13 protein-coding genes, 1 tRNA gene and 1 pseudogene are annotated in these 22,841 nt (G+C 62.6%); 9 read left to right on the top strand and 6 right to left on the bottom strand.

Annotated features, from left to right (window positions below; all coding sequences use genetic code 11):
- Positions 1-3: 3 nt before the first annotated feature.
- The gene (locus O3298_RS02165; RefSeq protein ID WP_305058416.1) at positions 4-1,515 is read right to left on the bottom strand and encodes an ATPase domain-containing protein; all 1,512 of its coding nucleotides are present in this window, start codon (positions 1,513-1,515) and stop codon (positions 4-6) included.
- A 424-nt stretch (positions 1,516-1,939) separates the two neighbouring features.
- Here O3298_RS02165 and O3298_RS02160 point away from each other — a divergent pair, with 424 nt between their 5' ends.
- The 6 genes from O3298_RS02160 to O3298_RS02135 all read left to right on the top strand — a co-directional run bounded on the left by O3298_RS02160 (position 1,940) and on the right by O3298_RS02135 (position 9,199).
- Positions 1,940-3,148 (top strand): efflux RND transporter periplasmic adaptor subunit, encoded by a 1,209-nt coding sequence (locus O3298_RS02160; protein WP_369811443.1) that lies wholly within the window; start codon positions 1,940-1,942, stop codon positions 3,146-3,148.
- 15 nt (positions 3,149-3,163) lie between these two features.
- The gene (locus tag O3298_RS02155) at positions 3,164-6,328 is read left to right on the top strand and encodes an efflux RND transporter permease subunit (protein WP_251350464.1); all 3,165 of its coding nucleotides are present in this window, start codon (positions 3,164-3,166) and stop codon (positions 6,326-6,328) included.
- Position 6,329: 1 nt separating this feature from the next.
- Positions 6,330-7,778 carry an AdeC/AdeK/OprM family multidrug efflux complex outer membrane factor gene (gene adeC / locus O3298_RS02150; RefSeq protein ID WP_305058414.1) on the top strand — a complete coding sequence of 483 codons (1,449 nt, stop codon included), beginning with the start codon at positions 6,330-6,332 and terminating at the stop codon, positions 7,776-7,778.
- A 62-nt stretch (positions 7,779-7,840) separates the two neighbouring features.
- The gene (locus O3298_RS02145) at positions 7,841-8,455 is read left to right on the top strand and encodes a TetR/AcrR family transcriptional regulator (RefSeq protein WP_289916603.1); all 615 of its coding nucleotides are present in this window, start codon (positions 7,841-7,843) and stop codon (positions 8,453-8,455) included.
- A 102-nt stretch (positions 8,456-8,557) separates the two neighbouring features.
- A tRNA-Pro gene (locus O3298_RS02140) sits at positions 8,558-8,634 on the top strand.
- Between the two features lie 340 nt (positions 8,635-8,974).
- Positions 8,975-9,199, top strand: a complete 225-nt coding sequence (locus tag O3298_RS02135; RefSeq protein WP_305058413.1) for a hypothetical protein — start codon at positions 8,975-8,977, stop codon at positions 9,197-9,199.
- A gap of 28 nt (positions 9,200-9,227) precedes the next feature.
- On the opposite strand, the gene O3298_RS02130 is transcribed toward O3298_RS02135, so the two are convergent.
- Positions 9,228-9,497 carry a hypothetical protein gene (locus O3298_RS02130; protein WP_305058412.1) on the bottom strand — a complete coding sequence of 90 codons (270 nt, stop codon included), beginning with the start codon at positions 9,495-9,497 and terminating at the stop codon, positions 9,228-9,230.
- A gap of 1,076 nt (positions 9,498-10,573) precedes the next feature.
- Between O3298_RS02130 and O3298_RS02125 the strand changes: the two genes are divergently transcribed.
- Entirely contained in the window at positions 10,574-12,586 is a 2,013-nt protein-coding gene (locus O3298_RS02125; RefSeq protein ID WP_305058411.1) for a S9 family peptidase, read from the top strand.
- A gap of 179 nt (positions 12,587-12,765) precedes the next feature.
- Positions 12,766-13,059, top strand: coding sequence for a hypothetical protein (locus O3298_RS02120; protein WP_257218898.1), 294 nt, complete (start codon positions 12,766-12,768; stop codon positions 13,057-13,059).
- Positions 13,060-13,132: 73 nt separating this feature from the next.
- On the opposite strand, the gene O3298_RS02115 is transcribed toward O3298_RS02120, so the two are convergent.
- The 4 genes and pseudogenes from O3298_RS02115 to O3298_RS02100 all read right to left on the bottom strand — a co-directional run.
- Positions 13,133-13,666, bottom strand: coding sequence for a tail fiber protein (locus O3298_RS02115; RefSeq protein ID WP_251350470.1), 534 nt, complete (start codon positions 13,664-13,666; stop codon positions 13,133-13,135).
- A gap of 48 nt (positions 13,667-13,714) precedes the next feature.
- A complete protein-coding gene (locus O3298_RS02110; protein ID WP_099667046.1) occupies positions 13,715-14,248 on the bottom strand; it encodes a phage tail protein in 534 nt (177 codons plus the stop codon).
- A gap of 30 nt (positions 14,249-14,278) precedes the next feature.
- Entirely contained in the window at positions 14,279-14,536 is a 258-nt protein-coding gene (locus tag O3298_RS02105; protein ID WP_257219084.1) for a phage tail protein, read from the bottom strand.
- A gap of 144 nt (positions 14,537-14,680) precedes the next feature.
- Positions 14,681-14,779 (bottom strand): annotated as a pseudogene (locus O3298_RS02100) (tail fiber protein); the annotation flags it as partial.
- Positions 14,780-15,372: 593 nt separating this feature from the next.
- On the opposite strand from O3298_RS02100, the gene O3298_RS02095 reads away from it, so the two are divergent.
- Positions 15,373-22,788: an IPT/TIG domain-containing protein gene (locus O3298_RS02095; RefSeq protein ID WP_305058410.1), complete on the top strand. Its 7,416-nt coding sequence runs from the start codon at positions 15,373-15,375 to the stop codon at positions 22,786-22,788.
- The last annotated feature ends 53 nt before the right edge of the window (positions 22,789-22,841 follow it).

Raw genomic sequence — 22,841 nt, 5'->3', positions numbered from 1 at the left:
CTCCTAGGGGAAGGGCGTGCCGCCGATGGTGGGCAAGCCCGACAGGATGCCGTGAAAGCCGGCCAGGGCCGGGCCGATGCGGATGCCCTGCGGGCTGATCTCGAAGCGGCGGATGCTGCGCTCGTGCGCGCTGCCGCGCTTCTTGAAGACGGAAATGGCTTGCCGTACCTCGCCTTCCGTTTCGTAATAGCGCAGCATGATGACGCCGTCGGCCAGGTAGCTGGCATCGGCCGAGGTCGTCATCGAGGTGCCCAGCATGTTTTGCTGCACGCCGACGAGTAGGGTGGCCACGCCCCGCTGGCCCAGGTAATTGAGCAGTTCATGCAGATAGGTGCTCTGGAAGCGCTCGTCGGGCACGGCATGCATGTAGCCGTTCAGGCTATCGATGACGATGACCTGGGCGCCCCGTTCTGCCGCCTCGACCACGGCCTGGGCGAATTCTCCCGGTGTCAGCTCGGCCGGATCGACTTGCTGCACACTCAACAGGCCGGAATCGAGTGCCGGCTGCAGGCGCATGCCCACGCTGTCGGCCCGGTTCAGCAGCTTGCTGCGCGCTTCTTCGAACAGGAACATGGCGCACGGTTCGCCGCGCGTTATGGCCGCGTGCACGAATTGCGCCGCCAGGGTGGACTTGCCGCTGCCGGCCGGGCCGGAAATGAGCGTGCTCATGCCTTCTTCCAGGCCGCCCCCTGTCATGGTGTCGAGTTCGGGCACGCCGCTCGACAGGCGCCGATGGTCGCCATCGCGGCGCGTGTCGGCCGCCACCAGGCGCGGAAAGACGACCAGGCCGTCATGGGCGATCTTGTAGTCGTGCGTGCCGCTGCGAAACGGCACGCCCCGGTATTTCACCACCCGCACGCGGCGCCGGTCATTGCCGTAGGCCTGGTTTTGCAGCTCCAGCGAAATGACGCAGTGGGCCACGCTACGCACTTGCAAGCCGTCGTCGAGCGCGGAACGGTCGTCGATCAGCAGGGTGGTGCAGTGCCGGCTGGCCAGGTATTGTTTCAACGCGACGACCTGGCGCCGGTAGCGCAGGGGGTTTTCCGCCAGCAGCTGCAGTTCGGACAGCGAATCGAGCACGAGGCGGACAGGGCGGTGCTTTTCGATGGCGGCGAGGATGCGCTGGTTGGTCGAGGCCAGTTCGATTTCCGACGGGTGGAAGATGGTGTACTGGCGCTCGGGGTCGAGGATATCGTCGCCGGGCGCCACTTCTTCGATGGCGATGCCGGCCAGGTCCCAGCTATGCGACAGGGCCGCACCGCGCAGCTCGATCGCGGATTCCGCCAGGGTGATATACAGCACGGGCATGCCGCTGCGCGCGCCTTCGGCCAGAAATTGCAGCGCCAGGGTGGTCTTGCCCGTGCCGGGGGCGCCTTCGACCAGGTACAGGCGCTCGGCCAGCATGCCGCCGGTGAGTATCGCGTCGAGGCCTGCGACGCCCGTCGACAGCAGCGGCGGCGCGTCCGGGCCGCTCGCGCCATCGTGCTGCCCTGTGTTTCGCGCCTGTGCCGTCATCGTTGCGCCCCCGCTTTGCCACGCCGTGATCACTATACTAGCGCGTCCGGCGCGACATGTCTTTTCGATACCATTGGTAAATATTCATCGTGACAGGGCGGGGGCGCGCAAGGCAGTGTTGCGTACGCGATCACGGTCTCAGCAAAAAACGCATTACCCTGCTACAGTAATCATTCAATCCAACTTTCCCGCTTTGCCGTTTTGCCGCCGCCCGCCCGCTTCCCATTCGAATTGGCGGGCGTGCCGACGCTGTTGTTGCCTTCATTTTATTGCCTCATTGATAATTTAATCCGCTTGATAGTTACTATGTTTCAATTGTAACGATGCTTGACGATTTTAGAATGATCGTTCATTCTTTGATCTGCGTTAATAAATTTAGTCATTTCTAACGACACTAGCCAGCTTCTTTTTCAGAAAGTCCAAGATGCAACCAACATTTTCCTTGACGTCGCCGCGTACGAGCGGCGCTATTGCCGTTCTGTGCGCCACTGTAATCATGGCCGGCTGCAGTAAAAAACAGGAAGCACCTCACGCGCAGCAAGCGCCACAGGTGGTCGTGTTTACTGTTAATCCGGCCGCGTTGCCGATGAGCGCCGAATTGCCCGGCCGTACGAATGCCTACCAGGTCGCCGATGTGCGTCCGCAAGTCGGCGGCTTGATCCAGAAGCGCCTGTTCGTCGAAGGCAGCGATGTGAAAGCGGGCACGGCCCTGTATCAGATCGACCCCGCCACCTACCAGGCTGCCTATAATTCGGCCAAGGCCGCGCTGTCGAAAGCCAAGGCCAACCTGCTGACGGCCGGTCCGAAAGCCTCGCGCTACAAGGAACTGGTCGCCATCGAAGGCGTGAGCCGCCAGGAATACGACGATGCCGTCGCTGCGTTCGAGCAAGCCAAGGCAGACGTCGAGTCCGCCACTGCGGCGCTGGAAACGGCGAACATCAACCTGAAATACAGCACCGTGACGGCGCCGATCAGCGGCCGCACCAGCCGCTCGACCGTGACGGCCGGCGCGCTGGTCACGGCGGGCCAGGCCGACGCGCTGACCACCGTGCAGCAACTCGATCCCATCTATGTCGACGTGACCCAGTCGAGCACGGACCTGCTGCGCCTGAAGCGCCAGATGGCCGACGGCTCGCTGAAAAAAGTGGGCGAAGGCCAGGCCAAGGTCGACCTGATCTTGCCGGATGGCAGCAAGTACAGCGAATCGGGCAAGCTGCAGTTCGCTGGCGTGACGGTCGATCCGACCACCGGCAACGTGATCTTGCGCGCGCTGTTCCCGAACCCGAAAGGCGAATTGCTGCCAGGCATGTACGTACGTGCCCAGCTGGAAACGGGCGTCGATGAAAAAGCCATCACCGTGCCGCAAGTGGGCGTGACGCGCAACCAGAAGGGCCAGGCAACCGCCTTGATCCTGAACAAGGAAAACAAGGTCGAGCAACGCGTGCTGACCACCAGCGGTACCGTCGGCACCAACTGGCTGGTGACGTCCGGCCTGGCCGCAGGCGATCGCGTGATCGTGGAAGGCTTGCAAAAAGTCAAGCCAGGCGCACCAGCCGTTGCCGTACCGGCCAAGGCCGAAGCTGCGCCTGCCGCTGCCGCCTCTGCCGCAGCATCGGCTGCCAGCGCCCACTAATTCAGGAGAATATTAATGGCCCGTTTTTTCATTGACCGCCCGATTTTTGCCTGGGTGGTCGCGATCGTCATCATGCTTGCCGGCGTGATTTCGATCCTCAGCCTGCCGATCGCGCAGTACCCGAGCATCGCTCCGCCGTCGATTTCGATCAGCGGCTCCTACCCTGGCGCCTCCGCCAAGACCGTGGAAGACGCCGTTACCCAGGTCATCGAACAAAAGATGAAGGGTATCGACGGCTTGCGCTACATGGCCTCGTCGAGCGATGCCACTGGCGGCATCAGCATCACGCTGACGTTTACCAGCGGCACCAATCCCGACATCGCCCAGGTGCAGGTACAGAACAAGCTGCAGCTGGCCACGCCACTGCTGCCGACGGCTGTCACGCAGCAAGGCTTGGTCGTGTCGAAAGCGACGAAGAACTTCCTGATGGTGTTCGGCTTCATTTCCGAAAACGGCAAGATGGACCAGACCGACTTGAGCGACTATGTGGCCGCCAACGTCGTCGATCCGCTGAGCCGCGTGCCCGGCGTGGGCGACGTGACACTGTTCGGTTCGCAGTACGCCATGCGTATCTGGCTCAATCCGGCCAAGCTGCAAAGCTTTAACCTGACCCCGGCGGACGTGATTACGGCCGTGCAGGCGCAGAATGCGGAAGTGTCGGCCGGTGAGCTGGGCGGCACGCCGTCCATCAAGGGCCAGCAGCTGAACGCGACCGTGTCGGCGCAAAGCCGTCTGCAAACGGTGGAGCAGTTCGGCGCCATCTTGCTGAAAACCACGACCAACGGCGCCATGGTGTACCTGAAGGATGTGGCCAGCATGGAACTGGGCCGCGAGAACTACAATACCGTGGCCCGCTACAACGGCCATGCGGCAACCGGCGTGGCGATCAAGCTGGCGACGGGCGCCAATGCGCTCGATACGGCCAATGCGGCGAAAGCCATGCTGGGCAACCTGAGCAAGCAATTCCCTGAAGGCATGAGCTACCAGGTGGCGTTCGACACGACCCCGTTCGTGAAACTGTCCATCGAAGAAGTGGTCAAGACCCTGGTCGAAGCGGTGATCCTGGTGTTCCTGGTGATGTATCTGTTCCTGCAGAACTTCCGCGCCACCCTGATCCCGACCATGGCCGTGCCGGTCGTGCTGCTGGGTACCTTCGGTATCCTGAACGCGTTTGGCTATTCGATCAATACGCTGACCATGTTCGCCATGGTGCTGGCCATCGGTTTGCTGGTCGACGATGCCATCGTGGTGGTGGAAAACGTCGAGCGCGTGATGAGCGAAGAGGGCTTGTCGCCGCTGGAAGCGACGCGCAAGTCCATGACGCAGATCACGGGCGCGCTGGTCGGTATCGCCATGGTGCTGTCGGCCGTGTTCGTGCCGATGGCCTTCTTCGGCGGTTCGACGGGCGTGATTTACCGCCAGTTCTCGATCACCATCGTCTCGTCGATGGTGCTGTCCGTCGTCGTCGCGCTGGTGTTTACGCCAGCCCTGTGCGCCACCCTGCTCAAACCGGTCGAAAAAGGCCATCACGCGACGAACAAGGGCTTCTTCGGTTGGTTCAACCGCAGCTTCGATAGCAGCAGCAACAAGTACCAGGGCCTGGTCGGCAGCATGATCCGCCACCGCGCCCGTTCGATGCTGTTGTATGTGCTGTTGCTGGCCGGCCTGGTGTTCATCTTCATGCGCCTGCCGACCTCCTTCCTGCCGGAAGAAGACCAGGGCATCCTGTTTACGCAGATTCAATTGCCGACGGGCGCCACGCAAGAGCGCACCCTGAAAGTGATCGAACAGGTCGAAGACCACTTCATGAACAGCGAGAAAGACAACGTCGCTTCCGTGTTTGCCGTCGCCGGTTTCAGCTTCGGCGGTAACGGCCAGAATACGGGTATCGCCTTCGTGCGCCTGAAAGACTGGTCGCTGCGCAAGGACGTGGCGCAAAAAGCGCCGGCCGTGGCCGGTCGCGCCATGGGCAAGTTGTTGCAGATCAAGGATGCGATGGTGTTTACGTTTGCACCGCCTGCCGTGCTGGAACTGGGTAACGCCACCGGTTTCGACATGCAGCTGCAGGATATCGGCGGTGTCGGCCATGACGCCCTGATGGCGGCGCGTAACCAGTTGCTGGGCATGGCGTCGCAGAATCCGGCCATGGTGGGCGTGCGCCCGAACGGCCAGGAAGATACGCCGCAGTACAAGATCGACATCGACCAGCAGAAAGCGACCGCGCTGGGCTTGCAGATCTCGGAAATCAACCGCGTGCTGAGCGTCGGCTGGGGTAGTTCATATGTGAACGACTTCCTCGACCGTGGCCGCGTGAAGAAAGTGTTCATCCAGGGTGACGCCAGTTCGCGCATGCTGCCGGAAGACTTGAACAAGTGGTTCGTGCGCAATACCGCTGGCCAGATGGTGCCGTTCTCGGCCTTCGCTACCGGCAAGTGGATTTACGCGTCGCCACGCCTGGAACGCTACAACGGCTTGCCGTCGGTAGAGATCCTGGGTACGCCGGCGCCGGGCCAAAGCACGGGCGCCGCCATGAACGCGATGGAAGAAATGGTGGCCAAGCTGCCGCCTGGCATCGGCTTCAGCTGGACCGGCGTGTCGCTGGAAGAGCGCGAATCCGGTTCGCAGACGCCGCAGCTGTACGCGCTGTCGCTGCTGATCGTGTTCCTGTGCCTGGCCGCGCTGTATGAAAGCTGGTCGATTCCGTTCTCCGTGCTGCTGGTGGTACCGCTGGGCGTGATCGGCGCCGTGCTGGGCACCTGGTTCTTCGGCCTGTCGAACGACGTGTACTTCCAGGTGGGCTTGCTCACGGTGGTGGGTCTGTCGGCGAAGAATGCGATTCTGATCGTCGAATTCGCCAAGGAAATGCAGGAATCGGGCATGTCGCTGCTGGACGCGACCTTGCACGCGGTGCGTCTGCGTCTGCGTCCGATCCTGATGACCTCGATCGCCTTCGGCCTGGGCGTGTTGCCACTGGCTATATCCAGCGGCGCCGGTTCCGGCAGCCAGAACGCCATCGGTATCGGCGTGCTGGGCGGTATGTTGACGGCCACGTTCCTCGGTATCTTCTTCGTGCCGGTGTTCTTCGTGCTGGTGCGCGGCTTCTTCTCGAAGCCGGACGCGCCCGCCACGCCGGCGACGCCTGGCTCGCCAGCCGTCACGCTTTCCAAGGATGCACATTAATATGAAAAAATCGCTACTCTCCATGGCGGCACTGGCCTTGCTGGCCGGTTGCAGCCTGGCCCCTACGTATGAGCGTCCGGCAGCGCCGGCGCCCACGGCGTGGCCGACGGGCCCTTCCTACAAGGCCGACACGGCGGCCGCCGACGCCAAGCCGGTGGCGGACGTCGCCTGGCGCGAGTTCTTTGCCGATGCGCGTCTGCGCCAGGTACTGGAACTGGCGCTGGCCAATAACCGCGACCTGCGCGTCTCGATCCTGAACATCGAGAAGGCGCGCGCCACCTACGGCATCGAACGCGCCGCGCTGATCCCGACCCTGTCGGCGTCCGGCGGCCAGACGGCCAGCCGCGTGCCGAAGAACGCCAGCGCCAACGGCGAAGCGTCCATCAACCGCCAGTACACGGCGAACCTGGGCGTGTCGGCTTACGAGCTGGACTTCTTCGGCCGCGTGCGCAGCCTGTCCGACAGTGCGCTGGAGCAATACCTGGGCACGGAAGAAGCCCGCCGCGCACAGCAGATCAGCCTGGTGGCCGAAGTGGCCAGCACCTATCTGAACCTGGTGGCCGACCAGCAGCGCCTGCGCGTGGCGCAGGACACCCTGAAGAGCCAGCAGTCGTCGTATGACCTGGCCGTGCGCCGCTTCAGTGCCGGTGCGACTTCCGGCCTGGACAAGTACGATGCCCAGACCAGCGTCGAGTCGGCCCGTTCCGACGTGGCGGTTTACACGAGCCAGGTTGCGCTGGATCAAAACGCGCTCGTCCTGCTGGTGGGCGGCCCCGTGCCGGCCGACCTGCTGCCGCAAGGCGAGTTCGGCGCCGTGACGGCCCTGGCGGACATTCCGTCCGGCGTGCCGTCGGACGTGCTGCAACGCCGTCCCGACGTGCTGGCGGCCGAGCGCACCTTGCGCGCTGCCAACGCCAACATCGGCGCGGCGCGCGCGGCGTTCTTCCCGCGCATTTCGCTGACGGCCACGGCCGGCTCGCTGAGCGACAACCTGTCGGGCCTGTTCAAGGCGGGCAGCGGCACGTGGAGTTTCATTCCGCAGATCAGTTTGCCGATCTTCGATGGCGGCGTGAACCGCGCCAACCTCGATATCGCCAAGGTGCAGCGTGAAATTTCCGTGGCGCAATACGAAAAGGCGATCCAGGTCGCCTTCCGCGAAGTGTCCGATGCGCTGGCCCAGCGCGGCACCATCGACGAGCGCCTGCAATCGCAGGTTTCGCTGGTCGAGGCGTCGACGAAGAGCTACACCATCCACGACGCGCGCTACAAGCAGGGCGCCGAGTCCTACCTGAACGCCCTGGTGGCCCAGCGCGCGCTGTACACGGCGCAGCAAAGCCTGATCACGGCGCGCCTGGCCAAATCGACCAACCTGGTGACCTTGTACAAGGTGCTGGGCGGCGGTTGGCAGCCTGAGCAGACAGCCGTCGCGGCGGCTGGCGGCGTCCAATAATCACGGGGACGCCGACGCCGGCCTTGCCCGCAAGGGCAGGGCTGGCGCGCTACTGGAAAATCATGAACCAAGTTGAAAAGAAGCATCCGGATCCCGAGCGCGCCAACACGCGGCGCAAGCAGGTGCTCGATGCGGCCGAAAGCTGTTTCAGCCGCCGCGGCTTTCACGGCGCCAGCATGGCCGAGATCTCGAAAGCGGCCGGCATGAGCGCGGGCCATATCTATAATTATTTTGACAGCAAGGATGCGATCATCGCCGCCTTCGTCATGCAGAATACGGAGCGGGTGTCGAACCTGATGCAGGACCTGGCGCAGCGCGAAGACCCGCTGCAGGCCGTGATCGACAATGCGGGCGAGCATGTGCTCGAAGCGCTGGACCCGAAAACGTGGATGATGCCGCTGGAAATCTTCGCCGAAGCATCGCGCAATCCGGTGATCGCCGACATGCTGCAATGCTCGGACCAGCGTTCGCGCCAGTTGTTTCTCTCCATCATCCGCGATGCGCGCATCAAGCGCGGCTTGCCGGCCGATGAAGAGATGCTGGAAGGCCGCCTGAATGCCCTCGTCGCCATTTACCAGGGCTTGCCCGTGCGCTTCATTCACAATCCGGACGTGAAAGTCGAGCCACTGATCGCGGGCTTCCGCATCGTCCTGACGGCGCTGCTGCTGAACGAATAGGCCGCTTGCCAGGGCCATGCAAAAAAGTTTGCGCAGTTCGATATGAATCATGCGCAAAGCATGGCAAAAACCTAAAAGCCTCTGCTATAATTCCCACCTCGTCGGGGCGTAGCGCAGCCTGGTAGCGTACATGCATGGGGTGCATGGGGTCGGAAGTTCGAATCTTCTCGCCCCGACCATTAGATTCAAGGAGTTACAGCGCAAGCTGTATAGAAACCCAGTACTGTATATTATACGTTTGTATAATATCGGTGCTGGGTTTTTCCGTTTACATCACGTATGATTTTCGTTGTCGTATGCCGATGTCCGCTATCGGCCTATTGTGTTGAAAAACCCAGGTGCGTTGACATTCAGATAGAAATTTTACCCGCCTAGACTGTCCGGAACCGCCGCTATTGAAGGCGTGCCGACTGCTTGGAGGTCTGAGACATCCCGAATTTGTTGCCGCTCGACTTCTTCAACACAATAGGCCAAGAGTGGACGGATGACGGACAATGAAACCGCGTCGAGTATATAGGCATGGTAAAAATAAACACAACAGGAACGATCATAAATTCTGAGCACCCAACTCATCAGGTTCGAGTTGAGTATGAATCGGAAAAAACAGGAGGCTATTTCATCTTTGAATGGTGGGACGGTCGTGGTGATCCAAATCCAAATAGTGCTTTTGATTCATGGGTGGAGACTTTGAGTGACGTGTCTCAGTTCATTGCCGAGACTGGATGGGAAATCCGTTGGCAATAAATATAAGGCTGAAACCGGCCAGGAGCAGTCATAGAGTTAGATTAACCTCATGAGAAAAGCCCGTGATTTTGCGGCTAGGCCCGCTACCCACCACCGTGGCGCTGCCATTGACGGTGGTGTTGACCTGATCCGGCAAGAGCAGCAATTTGCGCGCTTCGCCGGTTTCCCTGCGGGACTCTTCAGTGGCTGGGATGGAAATGCCGATGTGGCCTGTGTATGCCTGGAAGCCCTTGACGACGTTTTCGTAGCACAGCGCGAGTTCCTTGCTGACCGGCACGTAATGCATCGCCGCCAGCATGGGCGCTTCCACGGCCCGTATCCAGCAGAGCACCTCGTGGCTGTCGCTGATCTACTTCCGTCGCGTGTGAAAAATGCACACGGGACCTGACCGCGGGCCGGAATGTGCGAGTTGCGATATGGTAATAAAATGTATTTCAGACTGATTTCTTGTAATTCATTGAATTTTAATTTCATTATATGAATTATTGCTTTCAAAGTAAGGGAATTTATTTTATTTGGAGCTGACATGAAAAATAAAGGTATTAAAAGAGGATCCTTGATAACATTTTGTGGGTTTTTAATTGCTGGATCAATGGTGTTAATGAGTTTTGAATTGAGAAATTATTTTTTGATTTATTTGCAAAGCTTGGTTTTGTGGTGTTTTTTTTCGGAATGATTGTTTCTATCTACGACTTCCTCAAAAGTAAGTGACTTATGGCTGTGTCGATGAAATGGAGCCTTATGGTTGATGCGCGAAATTGCGCCATATCATCAGATAAAGTTATGTTGTTGACAGTGGAGGGGATTTTCGAGCTACGCCAGACTACTGATATGGAATGAATATTCTGACGACTTGAAAACTGGAGTCTGCCAGTCATTTCAAGGAGCGATGAGCCACTGGCATCATCCAGCAGTGAGCATGGGATGGGATGGGAAGCTGCGAGAAAAAACGGGGGCGAAAATGTATAATTTTTGCAGAAAAAACACCGCGACATGCGGGCTTGAATACCTGTTGGAACGTACTGTATATTATATGCCCGATTCTCTCTATATATAGCGTCCATGCGGGTTACGGCTTGGTGTCGTCGTGTAGGGGGCATAGGGTCGGAAGTTTGAATCTTCTCGCCCCAGCCATTAGATGCAAGGATTTAGGCCACTCCGCGCAGTGGCCTTTTTCTTTTCTCCGTCCGGTCACGCCTGCCGCGCGCCGGCAGTCGCCTGACCGGCACCGCGGTCCATTCCCCGTTTCTCCCCGTCCATCCCCCGATTTTCGTCCCTTGTCGCGTAGTCAACCTGGCAATACTGCTTTGGCCTATGATGTGCTGGCACATGCACGTGTGAAGTTTCCCTTCATTCATCAACCATGAGGTGTCCATGATTCGCTATGTCCTGCCTGTCCTGTTGTTCGCCAGCGCACTGCCGGCGCATGCCCAAGCCCCTGCCAATGACACGCCGCTGATCGAGCGGGCCAAGCTGTTTGGCAATCCCAGCAAGTCCGGCGGGCGCATCAGCCCGGATGGCAAGTGGCTGTCGTGGATCGCGCCGCGCGACGGCGTGCTCAATGTGTGGGTGGCGCCGGCCAGCAATCCGGCGCAGGCGCGCCCGCTGACGGAAGAAAAGGTGCGGCCCATCCGCAGCAGCTTCTGGTCGCCCGATTCGAAAACCCTGCTGTTTATCCAGGACAAGGGCGGCGATGAAAATTTCCTGCTGTACGGCGTGAATGTCGTGAGCGGCAAGCAGGTCGGTTACACGCCGTTCGAGAAGACCCGCGTGCGCGTGATCCAGATCAGCAGCAAGGTGAAGGACCGTATCTTGATCGGCATCAATAACCGTGATGCGCGCTGGCATGACGTGTACAGCCTGGACCTGGCCAGCGGCAAGCTGACCCTGGTGGAGCAGAACGACGGCTACGGTGGCTATCTGGCCGATGAACTGCTCAATCTGCGCATCGCCAGCAAGGCGCGCGCCGACGGCGGCATGCAGTATTTCCGCATCACGGACGGCAAGGCCGAGAGCACGCCGCTGGCGGAAGTGGGTCTGGAAGATTCGCAGACGACGGCGCCGCTGGCCTTTACGGTCGACGGCAAGACCCTGTACTGGACCGATTCGCGCGGCCGCAATACCTCGGCGCTGCTGGCGCAGGACGTGGCCAGTGGCAAGACCACGGTGGTGGCGCAAGACCCGCGGGCCGACATTTCCGACGCCCTGTACGACACGCGCACAGGCAAGGTGCAGGCGTATTCCGTTGACTATCTGCAGCACGAATACCTGCCGCTGACGGATGACCTGAAGGCCGACCTGGCCTTCCTGAAGAAGCATGCCAAGGGCCAGTTCAACGTGACGTCGCGCACGGACGCCGATGACAAATGGCTTGTGGGCGTCGATGCCGTCACGGCGCCGGCATCGAGCTGGCTGTACGACCGCAAGAGCAAAAAGCTCACGCAGCTGTATGTCACGCGGCCCGAGCTGGAAGGCGCGCCATTGGTGCCCATGTATCCGCAGCAAATCAAGGCGCGCGACGGCCTGACCCTGGTCTCCTATCTGACCTTGCCGCAGGCATCGAAGGCGGGCGCCGGCGGCGTGCCGTCGCAGGCGGTGCCGATGGTCCTGCTGGTGCATGGCGGCCCGTGGGCGCGCGATACCTATGGCTATAACAGCTACCATCAATGGCTGGCCAACCGCGGCTATGCGGTGCTGTCCGTGAATTACCGGGGCTCGACGGGTTTCGGCAAGCAATTCATCTCGGCCGGCGACCTGCAGTGGGGGCGCAAGATGCATGACGACTTGCTCGACGCCGTGCAATGGGCGGTGAAGAGCGGCGTGACGACGGCCGACAAGGTGGCCATCATGGGCGGCTCATATGGCGGCTACGCCACCCTGGCCGGCATGGCGTTTACGCCGACGACGTTTGCCTGCGGCGTCGACATCGTCGGCCCGTCGAACCTGTTTACCTTGCTGCAAACCATTCCGCCGTACTGGGAAGCGGGCAAGCAGCAGTTCTACAAGCGCATGGGCGATCCGACCACGGAAGAGGGCAAGGCGCTGCTGAAGGAACGCTCGCCGCTGAACTTTGCGCAGAACATCCAGCGCCCGCTGCTGATCGGCCAGGGCGCGAACGACCCGCGCGTCAACGTGGCGGAATCGGACCAGATCGTGGCGGCCATGGCGGCGAAGAATATCCCCGTCACCTACGTGCTGTTCCCCGACGAAGGCCATGGCTTTGCCCGGCCCGTGAACAACATTGCCTTCAATGCTGTGACGGAAAACTTCCTGGGGCAATGCCTGGCGGGCCGCGCCGAGCCGATCGGCGCCACGCTGAAGGCGTCCACCGCGCAGGTCAAGCACGGCGCCGGGTTTGCGCCGGGGCTGGAAGAGGCGATGCGGTAGGCGGAGAGTGCCGCGAGGCAGGCACACACAGGCGGCCGGGACGGATGACCCTGGCCGCCGCATTGCCGCCGAGTGCGGTGGTGACGGCGTTCATGTCAAAAACTGTGTAAAAGCAGCAATGCTTCCATTAGAATAAATCATTGCTTCAATCACACAGCCCATGAAATGGAATGCCTGCAATGATGAATGTACTGACCCTGGAACACTTTGCCGCGCGCGTCAACGACACGTTTATCGCGGTCGGCGACGGGAATGCCGCTTTCATCCTGAAGGAGGCGCGCCCGTTGCCGTCGGCCACACTGGAAGGCCTGTTGCGGGCGCCGTTCAGCCTGTTATTCCATAACAGTTCCCCCATCCTCTTCAGCCAGAAAATCTTTCAGCTGCAGCATGATGCGTTTGGCGAGGTGGGTATCTTCCTAGTGCCGGTGGCGCGTGACAACCACGGCTTTCTGTATCAGGCCGTGTTCAACTGAGTATGCCGCTGATGCGGGGCAGGCAGGGCCAGGCGGGAGTCCGATGGCGCCGCCTGCCCGGGGCGTTCAAGCCTCAATCAAACGCAGGAAACTCGCCCTGCAGGGCGATGCAGAAATTTACCGCCAGCAGGGGCTGGCGATTTTCATGCGCCTGGCCGCCACCCGCGCTGCCGATGGTCAGTGGCGACAAGGTGACGTTCGGCGTTGCCGCGGGCACGAACGCGTTCGTGCCCGTGATGCTGGTCAGGCCATCGCCATTTTGCGGCACGTTGCGCTGCAGGGTGGCATTGGTCTGGCGGCTCAAGGTCAGTTGATGGGTATGGTTGGGAATCTCCGTGAGATTCAGCTGGACGGTATTGCTGCCGAACGTTTCGCCCATCACACGCTGCGTCAAGCCTGGCCCCTGGCCCTGGCTGCAGGGCGCGCGTCCGGTGAAGTTGGGCAACTGGAAGGTGTTGACCCCATCGCCGCCATATTGCGTGCCGATTAATGAAAACAGGGCGCTGAATTGCCTTATCTGCAGGGTGGCGCCATTACAGCTTGCCCACCCGGCAGGTGTGAAATTGAAGCCAAAGACTTGTATTTCGCCAAGATATGGTGATGTCACGGTAGGTTCTCCTGATCGATTTTATGGGCTGCGCTTGCGTGCTGGCTGTTATTGTTGGGATGGGTAAATACCTGCCCATGCGATGCAAAACGAGGCGGTCAGGGTAGGCATGGTGTTGTCATGCGGCAAGCTGCTGCCTGCAGTGCCCGTTGCTGCGGGCGCCATGTCATAGGTCGTGAGGCCAGCCAGGCTGCTCGTGTACATCTTGTCGTTATTGACCGGTGCCGCCAGCTGTGCGCTGGTCCCTGGCGTGTTGCTCGTCGCCAGTGTGCTGATCGCACTGAAGACGTGCGTATGCGCAGGCATCTGGGTCGGCAGCAAGGTCACCGTTTCGCTGCCCCCCTTTTGCCCCATGACCCGGGGTGTCAGGCTAGGGCCGGTGCCCTGATGCAAGGGTACCTGGCCGCGCAGGTCGGGTACACCGAATGTATTGACGCCGTCGCCGCCATAGGTGGTGCCCAGCAGCGTATATAGCACCTCGTTATTGGCGATGGACTTCAGGCTACCGTCGCAGGCGAACCAGCCTTGCGGTATGCGGGGAAAGGAAAACAGGCGGATCTCGCCGACATAAGGTGTAGTCATGACTTTGCTCCGTGGGAAGTGGCTGGCATGTTAGTTGCGCGATGGGAAGACGCCGTTCAGGGCGATATTGAAATTGAGTACCTGGAAGGGCTGCATATTGTTATGCGGCAGGCTGCCGCCTGTCTGGGCCAAGACCAGGTTGTTCAAGGGCACTTGCGGGCCTGCCGTGCCATAGATGGCTTCCGTGCCGCTGCCGCCATACAGGGTGTTGGTCGGATTCTTGGTGGTGCCTGGCGTGGTCAGCGCATTGGCCGCGTGCGTATGCGGTGGAATCTGACTCAGTGTCAAAGTGATAGCTTCCGCGCCGTTACGAGCGCCCACTTGGTAGGGGACTGGTTGCCAGGAAGCGTCCACCGAACTGCCCGAGCCGACAGGGGTGCTGCCTTGTAAGTTTGGCAACGCAAAGTTGGTCGTGCCGTTCCCCCCGTAAAAGGTACCCAACAGGGCAAACAGCGCCTGATTCTGCGTAATTGGCAGCAATTGCCCGTTACATGCTGCAAATCCACGCGGTGCAAACGCAAATCCGCTCATCATGATTTGTCCCAAATACACTTCAGCCATCATCGTTCTCCCGCTGTTGGAATGTTATTGAATGTTAAGGAAATAATATTTTCCATTTGCAATCAATATTGTTTTTTGAAAAACCCTTTTTGTTATAGTTACTTTATTGAAAACTCGAGGTAGCATACGTTGTCGTATGGCAAGCGTCAACATCTGTTGGCTCTATGGAAGGGCCCTGAATGGGGATCGCTTGCAGCTTGAATCCATGGTTCTTTTTGACTAAAAAACTCTGTATTGGAGAAATCATGTTGCGTATTTGCAACGATATCGTCGCCCGTCCGGCACATTTTTTGTTCCTTGCTTTTGTCGCAGGAACTCGAAGGCCGGCAGCGGCTCGCCGGGTAGGCCTGGCATCAGCGTTTGGCCGTTTCCTGAATTGCTGCGTTACGCTGTGCCTGCTGATGCTGGCGCTTGGCGCAGGCCCGGCGCAGGCAGCCAACGGCGATCCGAGCACGAAATGTATTCCCAATCAGAGGAGTTTTACCGTCGCATCAGGCGACTCCTATGTCATCGATTTGTCGCTGTGTAGCTCATTTGGCCTGACGGACAATGGCGCGACTGCCTTGCACGGCACGATTACTGGTCTCGTCAATAACGGTACCGGTATTGCGACCTATATCAATAATGGCGACGGAGCGCTGTCCGACAGCTTTGTCCTGTGGGATGAAGACAGCAAGGCGGTGACTTTTACGGTGACCGTCCTGCCCCCTGCGGCTGCCTTCACCGTGACACCGGGCAGCATATCGGCGCCCGTGATCGGCGTGGCGTACAGCCAGGCGATGTCGTCGACCGGCGGTGTCGCGCCTTACAACTACGCGCTGGTGTCTGGTGCTTTGCCACCTGGCATCACTGTGTCGCCCAGCGGCGTGATTTCCGGCACCGTGACAGCGACCGGCGCCTATGTGTTCGGCATCAAGGTGACCGACTCGACCTCAGGCACGCCGCTGACCGTCACCAAGAATTACTCCGTGTCGATCGCCGTGCCCACCCTGTCCATCACGCCCACGGTGCTGGCGGCAGGCGGATTGTCGGTGCCCTACAGCCAGCAGATGTCGACCGCGAATGGCACCGGGCCCTTTGCGTATGTGGTGGAATCGGGCAGCCTGCCGGCGGGCATCACCCTGTCGGGCAGCGGCTTGCTCTCGGGCACGCCCGGTGCCTTGGGCACCTACAACTTTGTGATGAAATCGACGGACAGCACTGGCGGCAATGGACCATATAACACGTCCAGAAGCTATTCCCTGGTGATCAACGCCCAGCCGCCGCCTACGATCACCGGTGTGTCGCCTGCGCTCGGTCCGGTTAGCGGCGGCACCGCCGTCACCATTACCGGTACCGGCTTTACCGGCGCAACGGCACTCAAATTCGGCAGCAGCAATGGCCTCAGCGTTACCGTGGTCAATTCCACGACAATCACCGCCACGTCGCCCTCCGGCACCGGTGTCGTGAACGTATTCGTCACGACGCCAGGCGGCACCAACGCCGCCGATCCGTCAAACCAGTTCACCTATGTTCCGGCGCCAGCGATCACCAGTATTTCGCCGACGGCGGGCCCAGGCGGTGGCGGCACCACGGTCACCATCAACGGCTCGAACTTTACCGGCGCGACAGCAGTGACCTTCGGCGCCACGGCGGCGACCGGCTACACGGTCAACAGCGCCACGCAGATCACGGCGACGGCGCCAGCCGGCACGGGCACGGTGGATGTGCGCGTCACGACAGCCGGCGGCACCAGCGCCACCAGCGCGAACGACCAGTACACCTTTGTGGCGTTGCCGACAGTGACGAGCATTTCACCCACTGCGGGGCCGGCAGGCGGCGGCGCCACGGTCGTCATCAGTGGCACGAACTTTTCCACCACGACGGCGGTGACCTTCGGCGCCACGGCGGCGACCGGCTACACGGTCAACAGCGCCACGCAGATCACGGCGACGGCGCCAGCCGGCACGGGCACGGTGGACGTGCGCATCACGACGGTCGGCGGCACCAGCGCCACCAGCGCGGCGGATCAATTCACCTACGTGGCAGCACCGGTGGTGAGCAGCATTTCGCCCACTTCCGGCCCGGCTGTTGGCGGCTCCACGGTCACCATCAGCGGCACGAATTTCAGTGGCGCGACGGCGGTGAGATTCGGCGCTACTGCCGCCATCGGCTTTACGGTCAACAGCGCCACGCAGATCACGGCGACGGCGCCAGCCGGCACGGGCACGGTGGATGTACGCGTGACCACGTCGGGCGGCACCAGCGCCACCAGCGCGGCCGATCAATTTACCTACGTGGCGGTGCCGACGGTGACGAGCCTGTCGCCGACGGCAGGCCCCATCGCCGGCGGTAGCACGGTCACCATCAGCGGCACGAATTTCAGTGGCGCGACGGCGGTGACCTTCGGCGGTACGGCAGCGATTGGCTTTACCGTCAACAGCGCCACGCAGATCACGGCCACGGCCCCTGCAGGTTCCGGCACGGTGGACGTGCGCGTGACGACGGTCGGCGGCACCAGCGCCACCAGCGCAGCGGACCAATTTACCTATGTGGTTGTACCGGTGGTGAGCAGCATTTCGCCTACGGCCGGTCCGGCTGCCGGCGGCACCACGGTCACCATCAGCGGCACGAATTTCAGTGGCGCGACGGCGGTGACCTTCGGCGCCACGGCAGCGACGGGCTTTACGGTCAACAGCGCCACGCAGATCACGGCGACGGCGCCAGCTGGCGCGGGCACGGTGGACGTGCGCATCACCACCATCGGCGGCACCAGCGCCACCAGCGCGAACGACCAGTTCACGTACGTGGCAGCACCGGTGGTGAGCAGCATTTCGCCCACCACCGGCCCGGCTGCTGGCGGTACCACGGTCACCATCAGCGGCACGAATTTCAGTGGCGCGACGGCGGTGACGTTCGGTGGCTCGGCCGCCTCCGGCTTTACCGTCAACAGCGCCACGCAGATCACGGCGACGGCGCCAGCCGGCACGGGCACGGTAGACGTGCGCGTGACGACGGCCGGCGGCACCAGCGCCACCAGTGCGAACGACCAGTTCACGTATGTGGGCGCACCGGTGGTGAGCAGCATTTCGCCCACGGCCGGCCCGGCTGTTGGCGGCACCACGGTCACCATCAGCGGCACGGGTTTTGGCAGTGCGACGGCAGTGACGTTCGGCGGCACGGCAGCGACGGGCTTTACCGTCAATAGCGCTACGCAGATCACGGCCACGGCGCCAGCCGGCACGGGCACGGTGGACGTGCGCATCACCACCATCGGCGGCACTAGCGCCACCAGCGCGGCGGACCAATTTACGTACGTGGCGGCACCGGCGGTGAGCAGCATTTCGCCCACGGCCGGCCCGGCTACCGGCGGCACCACGGTCACCATCAGCGGCACGAATTTCAGTGGCGCGACGGCGGTGACGTTCGGCGGTACGGCAGCAACGGGCTTTACCGTCAACAGCGCCACGCAGATTACGGCGACGGCGCCAGCCGGCACGGGCACGGTGGACGTGCGCGTCACCACCACCGGCGGCACGAGCGCCACCAGCGTGAATGACCAGTTCACGTATGTGGGCGCACCGGTGGTGAGCAGCATTTCACCCACGGCCGGCGCGGCTGCCGGCGGCACCACGGTTACCATCAGCGGCACGAATTTCAGTAGCGCGACGGCAGTGACGTTCGGTGGCTCGGCCGCCTCCGGCTTTACTGTCAACAGCGCCACGCAGATCACGGCGACGGCGCCAGCCGGTTCCGGCACGGTGGACGTGCGCGTCACCACCACCGGCGGCACCAGTGCCACCAGCGTGAACGATCAGTTCACGTATGTGGGCGCACCAGTGGTGAGCAGCATTTCGCCCACGGCCGGTCCCGCCGCGGGGGGGAGCACGGTCACCATCAGCGGCACGAATTTCAGTGGCGCGACGGCGGTGACGTTCGGCGGCACGGCAGCGGCGGGCTTTACCGTCAATAGCGCCACGCAGATCACGGCGACGGCGCCAGCCGGCACGGGCACGGTGGACGTGCGCGTCACGACGGTCGGCGGCACCAGCGCCACCAGCGCGGCGGACCAATTTACGTACGTGGCAGCACCGGTGGTGAGCAGCATTTCGCCCACCTCCGGCCCGGTCACTGGCGGCACCACGGTCACTGTCAGCGGCACGAATTTCAGTGGCGCGACGGCGGTGACGTTCGGCGGCACGGCGGCGACGGGCTTTACGGTCAACAGCGCCACGCAGATCACGGCGACGGCGCCAGCCGGCACGGGCACGGTGGACGTGCGCATCACCACCACCGGTGGCACCAGCGCCACCAGCGCGAACGACCAGTTCACGTATGTGGGGGCGCCGGTGGTGAGCGGTATTTCCCCGGCCTCCGGTCCAACGACGGGCGGCAGCAGTGTCGTTATCAGCGGCGCGGGCCTTGGCGGCGCGACGGCAGTGACGTTTGGCGGTGCGGCGGCGACGAGTTTCACCGTCAATAGCGCCACGCAGATCACGGCCACGGCGCCAGCTGGTGCCGGCACGGTGGACGTGCGCGTCACCACCGTCGGTGGCACGAGCGCCACCAGCGCGGCGGACCAGTTCACGTATGTGGTGGCGCCGGCAGTCAGCGGCATTTCACCTGCCTTCGGCCCCATCGCCGGCGGCACCAGCGTGGTCATCACCGGTACCGGCTTTACAGGTGCCACGGCAGTGCGATTCGGCGGCGCCAATGCCGGCAGCTTTGTCGTCAACGGCGCCACGCAGATCACGGCCACGAGTCCATCGGGCAGCCTGGGCGTGGTGGATGTGAAAGTGACCACGGTTGGCGGCACCAGTGCCAGCGGCGCGGCGGACCAATTTACGTATATCCCGACCGGTGTCATCACGTTTGCAACACCGGCTGCGGCATCCGTTCCATTGGGCAATAACTTCAGCAATGCGGCGACATCCAGCCTGGCGGGCGGCAGTTATGGCGCCTTGAGCTATACCAGCTCGAACGCGGGCGTGGCGACTGTCAGCGGCACCGGCGTCATCACTCCAGTCAGCGCCGGCACCAGCACCATCACCGCGACGCAAGCCGCGGTCGCCGGGGTCAATGCCCAGGCAACGCAAACGTATACCTTGACCGTGACCTCGGCCATCGGCGTCACCCCGGCCAGTTTGCCGGCGGCAACCGTTGCCACCGCGTACAGCCAGCAACTGACTGCCAGCGGCGGTGTCGGTCCGTACACGTTCGCGATCACGGGCAGCCTGCCTGCCGGCATGAGCTCGAACGCCAGCGGCGTGTTGAGCGGCACGCCCACGGCGGCTGGCGATTTTGCGCTGGTGGTACAAGTGACGGATTCGCGTCAATTCACGGGAGCGAAGAGCTACACGCTGTCCGTCGCTTCAGCGGTACTGGCGCTGAACCCGGCCAGTTTGCCCAATCCGACGGCGGAAGCGGCCTACAGCACGACTCTGACGGGGACGGGCGGCACGGCGCCGTACAGCTATGCCGTGGTCGGCACCTTGCCCGTGGGCCTGAGCCTGAATACGGCTACGGGCGTGCTGTCCGGCACGACGAATGCGGCGGGCAGTTTCCCGTTCAGCATCAAGGTCACCGACAGCAGCACGGGCGTGGGGGCACCATTCAGCCTCAGCAAAAACTACACGCTGACGGTAGCTGCTCCCACCCTGACCCTGACGCCGGCCAGCCTGGCGGCGATCCGCGCGGGCGACGCGTATAGCCAGCCATTCACGGCGGCTGGCGGCGTTGCGCCCTACGTGTACTCCCTGAGCAGCGGCGCCTTGCCGGCCGGCCTGGCGCTCGACGCGGCGACCGGCATCGTCAGCGGCACGCCGACCGTGGCGGGCAGCTTCGCCTTCACCTTGCAGGCGAAGGACGCGCACCAGTTCACGGTGCAGCAAGCGCTGACCCTGCAGGTGAACCAGGCGCCGCCGCCGGTGCCCAATGAAACGGCGACCACCTCGGCCAACCAGGAAGTGAGCCTGACCATCGCTTCCACGGATGGCAGCCCGATCACGGACGTGACCATCGTCACGCCGCCGCAGCACGGGCGCGTTACGGTGGTCTCGAGCGGTGCCTCGGCGCGCATGGCGCGCGCCGTCGCCGGTGCGAGTTTCAAGGTGACGTATGTGCCGAATGCCAACTACTTCGGTCCTGACAGCTTCAGCTACACGGCGACGGGTCCAGGCGGCACCTCCGCGCCGGCCACGGTCAGCGTGACGGTGGCGCCGCAGCCGGTGCCGGTGCCTGTCGCCAAGACGGCGACGGTATTGGCCGGCACGCCGGTGACCCTGCAGGTGACGCAGGGCGCCACCGGTGGCCCGTTCACGGCCGTGGCCATCACCACGCAGCCGGCCAGCGGCACGGCAGTCGTCAATGGCATGGACATCGTCTACACGCCAGGCATTAACACCAGCGGCGACATCAGCATCGGCTACACCGTGTCGAACGTGTTCGGCACCTCGGCGCCGGTGAAAGCGACCATCAGCGTCAATCCGATGCCGCAGGTGGTCAGCCAGAGCGCTACGGTGGTGGCGGGCCTGACGGTGACGGTCGACCTGACGGCGGGCGCCACGGGCGGCCCGTTCACGGCGGCCAATGTGCTGAGCGTGGCGCCGGCCGAGGCGGGCAAGGTGGTGGTGCGCGACGTGGGCACGGCCGGCAAGCCGTCGTACCAGCTGAGCTTTGCGGCTTCGGGCAAGTTTGCCGGCGCGGCCGTCGTCAGCTACACCCTGAGCAATGCCTTTGCCACCTCGAAGCCGGGCGTGGTCAACGTCACCGTCACGGCGCGGCGCGACCCGTCGCTCGATCCGGAAGTGATCGGCTTGCAAGCGGCGCAAGCCGATGCGGCGCGGCGCTTCGCCACGGCGCAGCTGTCGAACTTCACGCAGCGCCTGGAAAGCCTGCATGGCGATGGCTGGGGACGGTCGAACTTTGGCCTGAGCCTGACGCCGCCGAACGACAGCGGCAATCCGACGGCGGCGCTGGCGCGCTGGCAAGAGCAGGAAGCGGACCGCGTGTTCGGCACGGCCGTGAAACCGTTCATGCGCAAGGCGTCCCTGCGCCAGCCCGATGCCGGTTTCAGCAGCGATAAGGCGGTGGGTGGCACGGATGTCAGCCAGGCAACGAATGGCTTGCCGGACATGCCGCAGAAGCCGGACACGCAGAAGCAGGCGCTGTCGCTGTGGCTCGGTGGCGCCGTGGACTTCGGCCAGCACTATGTGAATGGTCGCGACACGGGCTTCCGCTTCCGCACAAATGGCGTAAGTGTGGGCGGCGATTACCGCTTGAGCGACCTGGCGACCCTGGGCGTGGGCGCCGGTTTCAGCCATGACCGCAGCGATGTGGGCCAGAACGGCAGCCGCAGCACGGCCGATAGCGCCGTGGCGGCCGTGTATGGCAGCCTGCGTCCGAGCAAGGGCGTCTTCCTTGACGGCGTGCTCGGCTACGGCACCCTGCAATACGACGCCTCGCGCTACTTGACCGATGGCAGCGGTTTCGCCACGGGCGAACGCGACGGCAAGCAAGTGTTCGGCGCGTTGGTGGGCGGTATCGAGATGCGCCAGGAAACCTGGATGTGGTCGCCGTATGGCCGCGTGGAACTGATGTCGGCCAAGCTCGATCCGTACACGGAGAAGGCGGCGGGCATCAACGCCCTGAGCTACTTCAAGCAAACGGTGCGTTCGCGCATCGGCGCGCTGGGCGTGCGGGCCGAGGGTATCTATGTCGGTGGCCTGGGCACGTGGTTCCCGCGCGCGCGGCTCGAGTACCGCCACCAGTTCCAGGGCGCCGATGATGCGCGCCTGGCGTATGCCGACCTGGTGGCTGACGGTCCCGTGTACGTGATCCGCACGGTGCCGCAGCAGACGGGCAACTGGACGGCGGGCCTGGGTGTCAAGCTGCTGCTGTCGAACGGCATGACCATCACGCTGGACTACAACAGCAATCTGAACATCGATAGCGGACGTACCCAGTCGGTGATGTTCGGTATCGCCATGCCGCTCAAGTAATCAGTCAGCCTTCAGGCTAGCCCTGATCGCCGGCCCGGAGTCCATCCGGTCCG

The sequence above is a fragment of the Janthinobacterium sp. SUN137 genome, from assembly GCF_030587265.1.
Lineage (GTDB): Bacteria > Pseudomonadota > Gammaproteobacteria > Burkholderiales > Burkholderiaceae_D > Janthinobacterium > Janthinobacterium kumbetense.
This window is presented reverse-complemented; position numbering and strand designations above follow the sequence as displayed.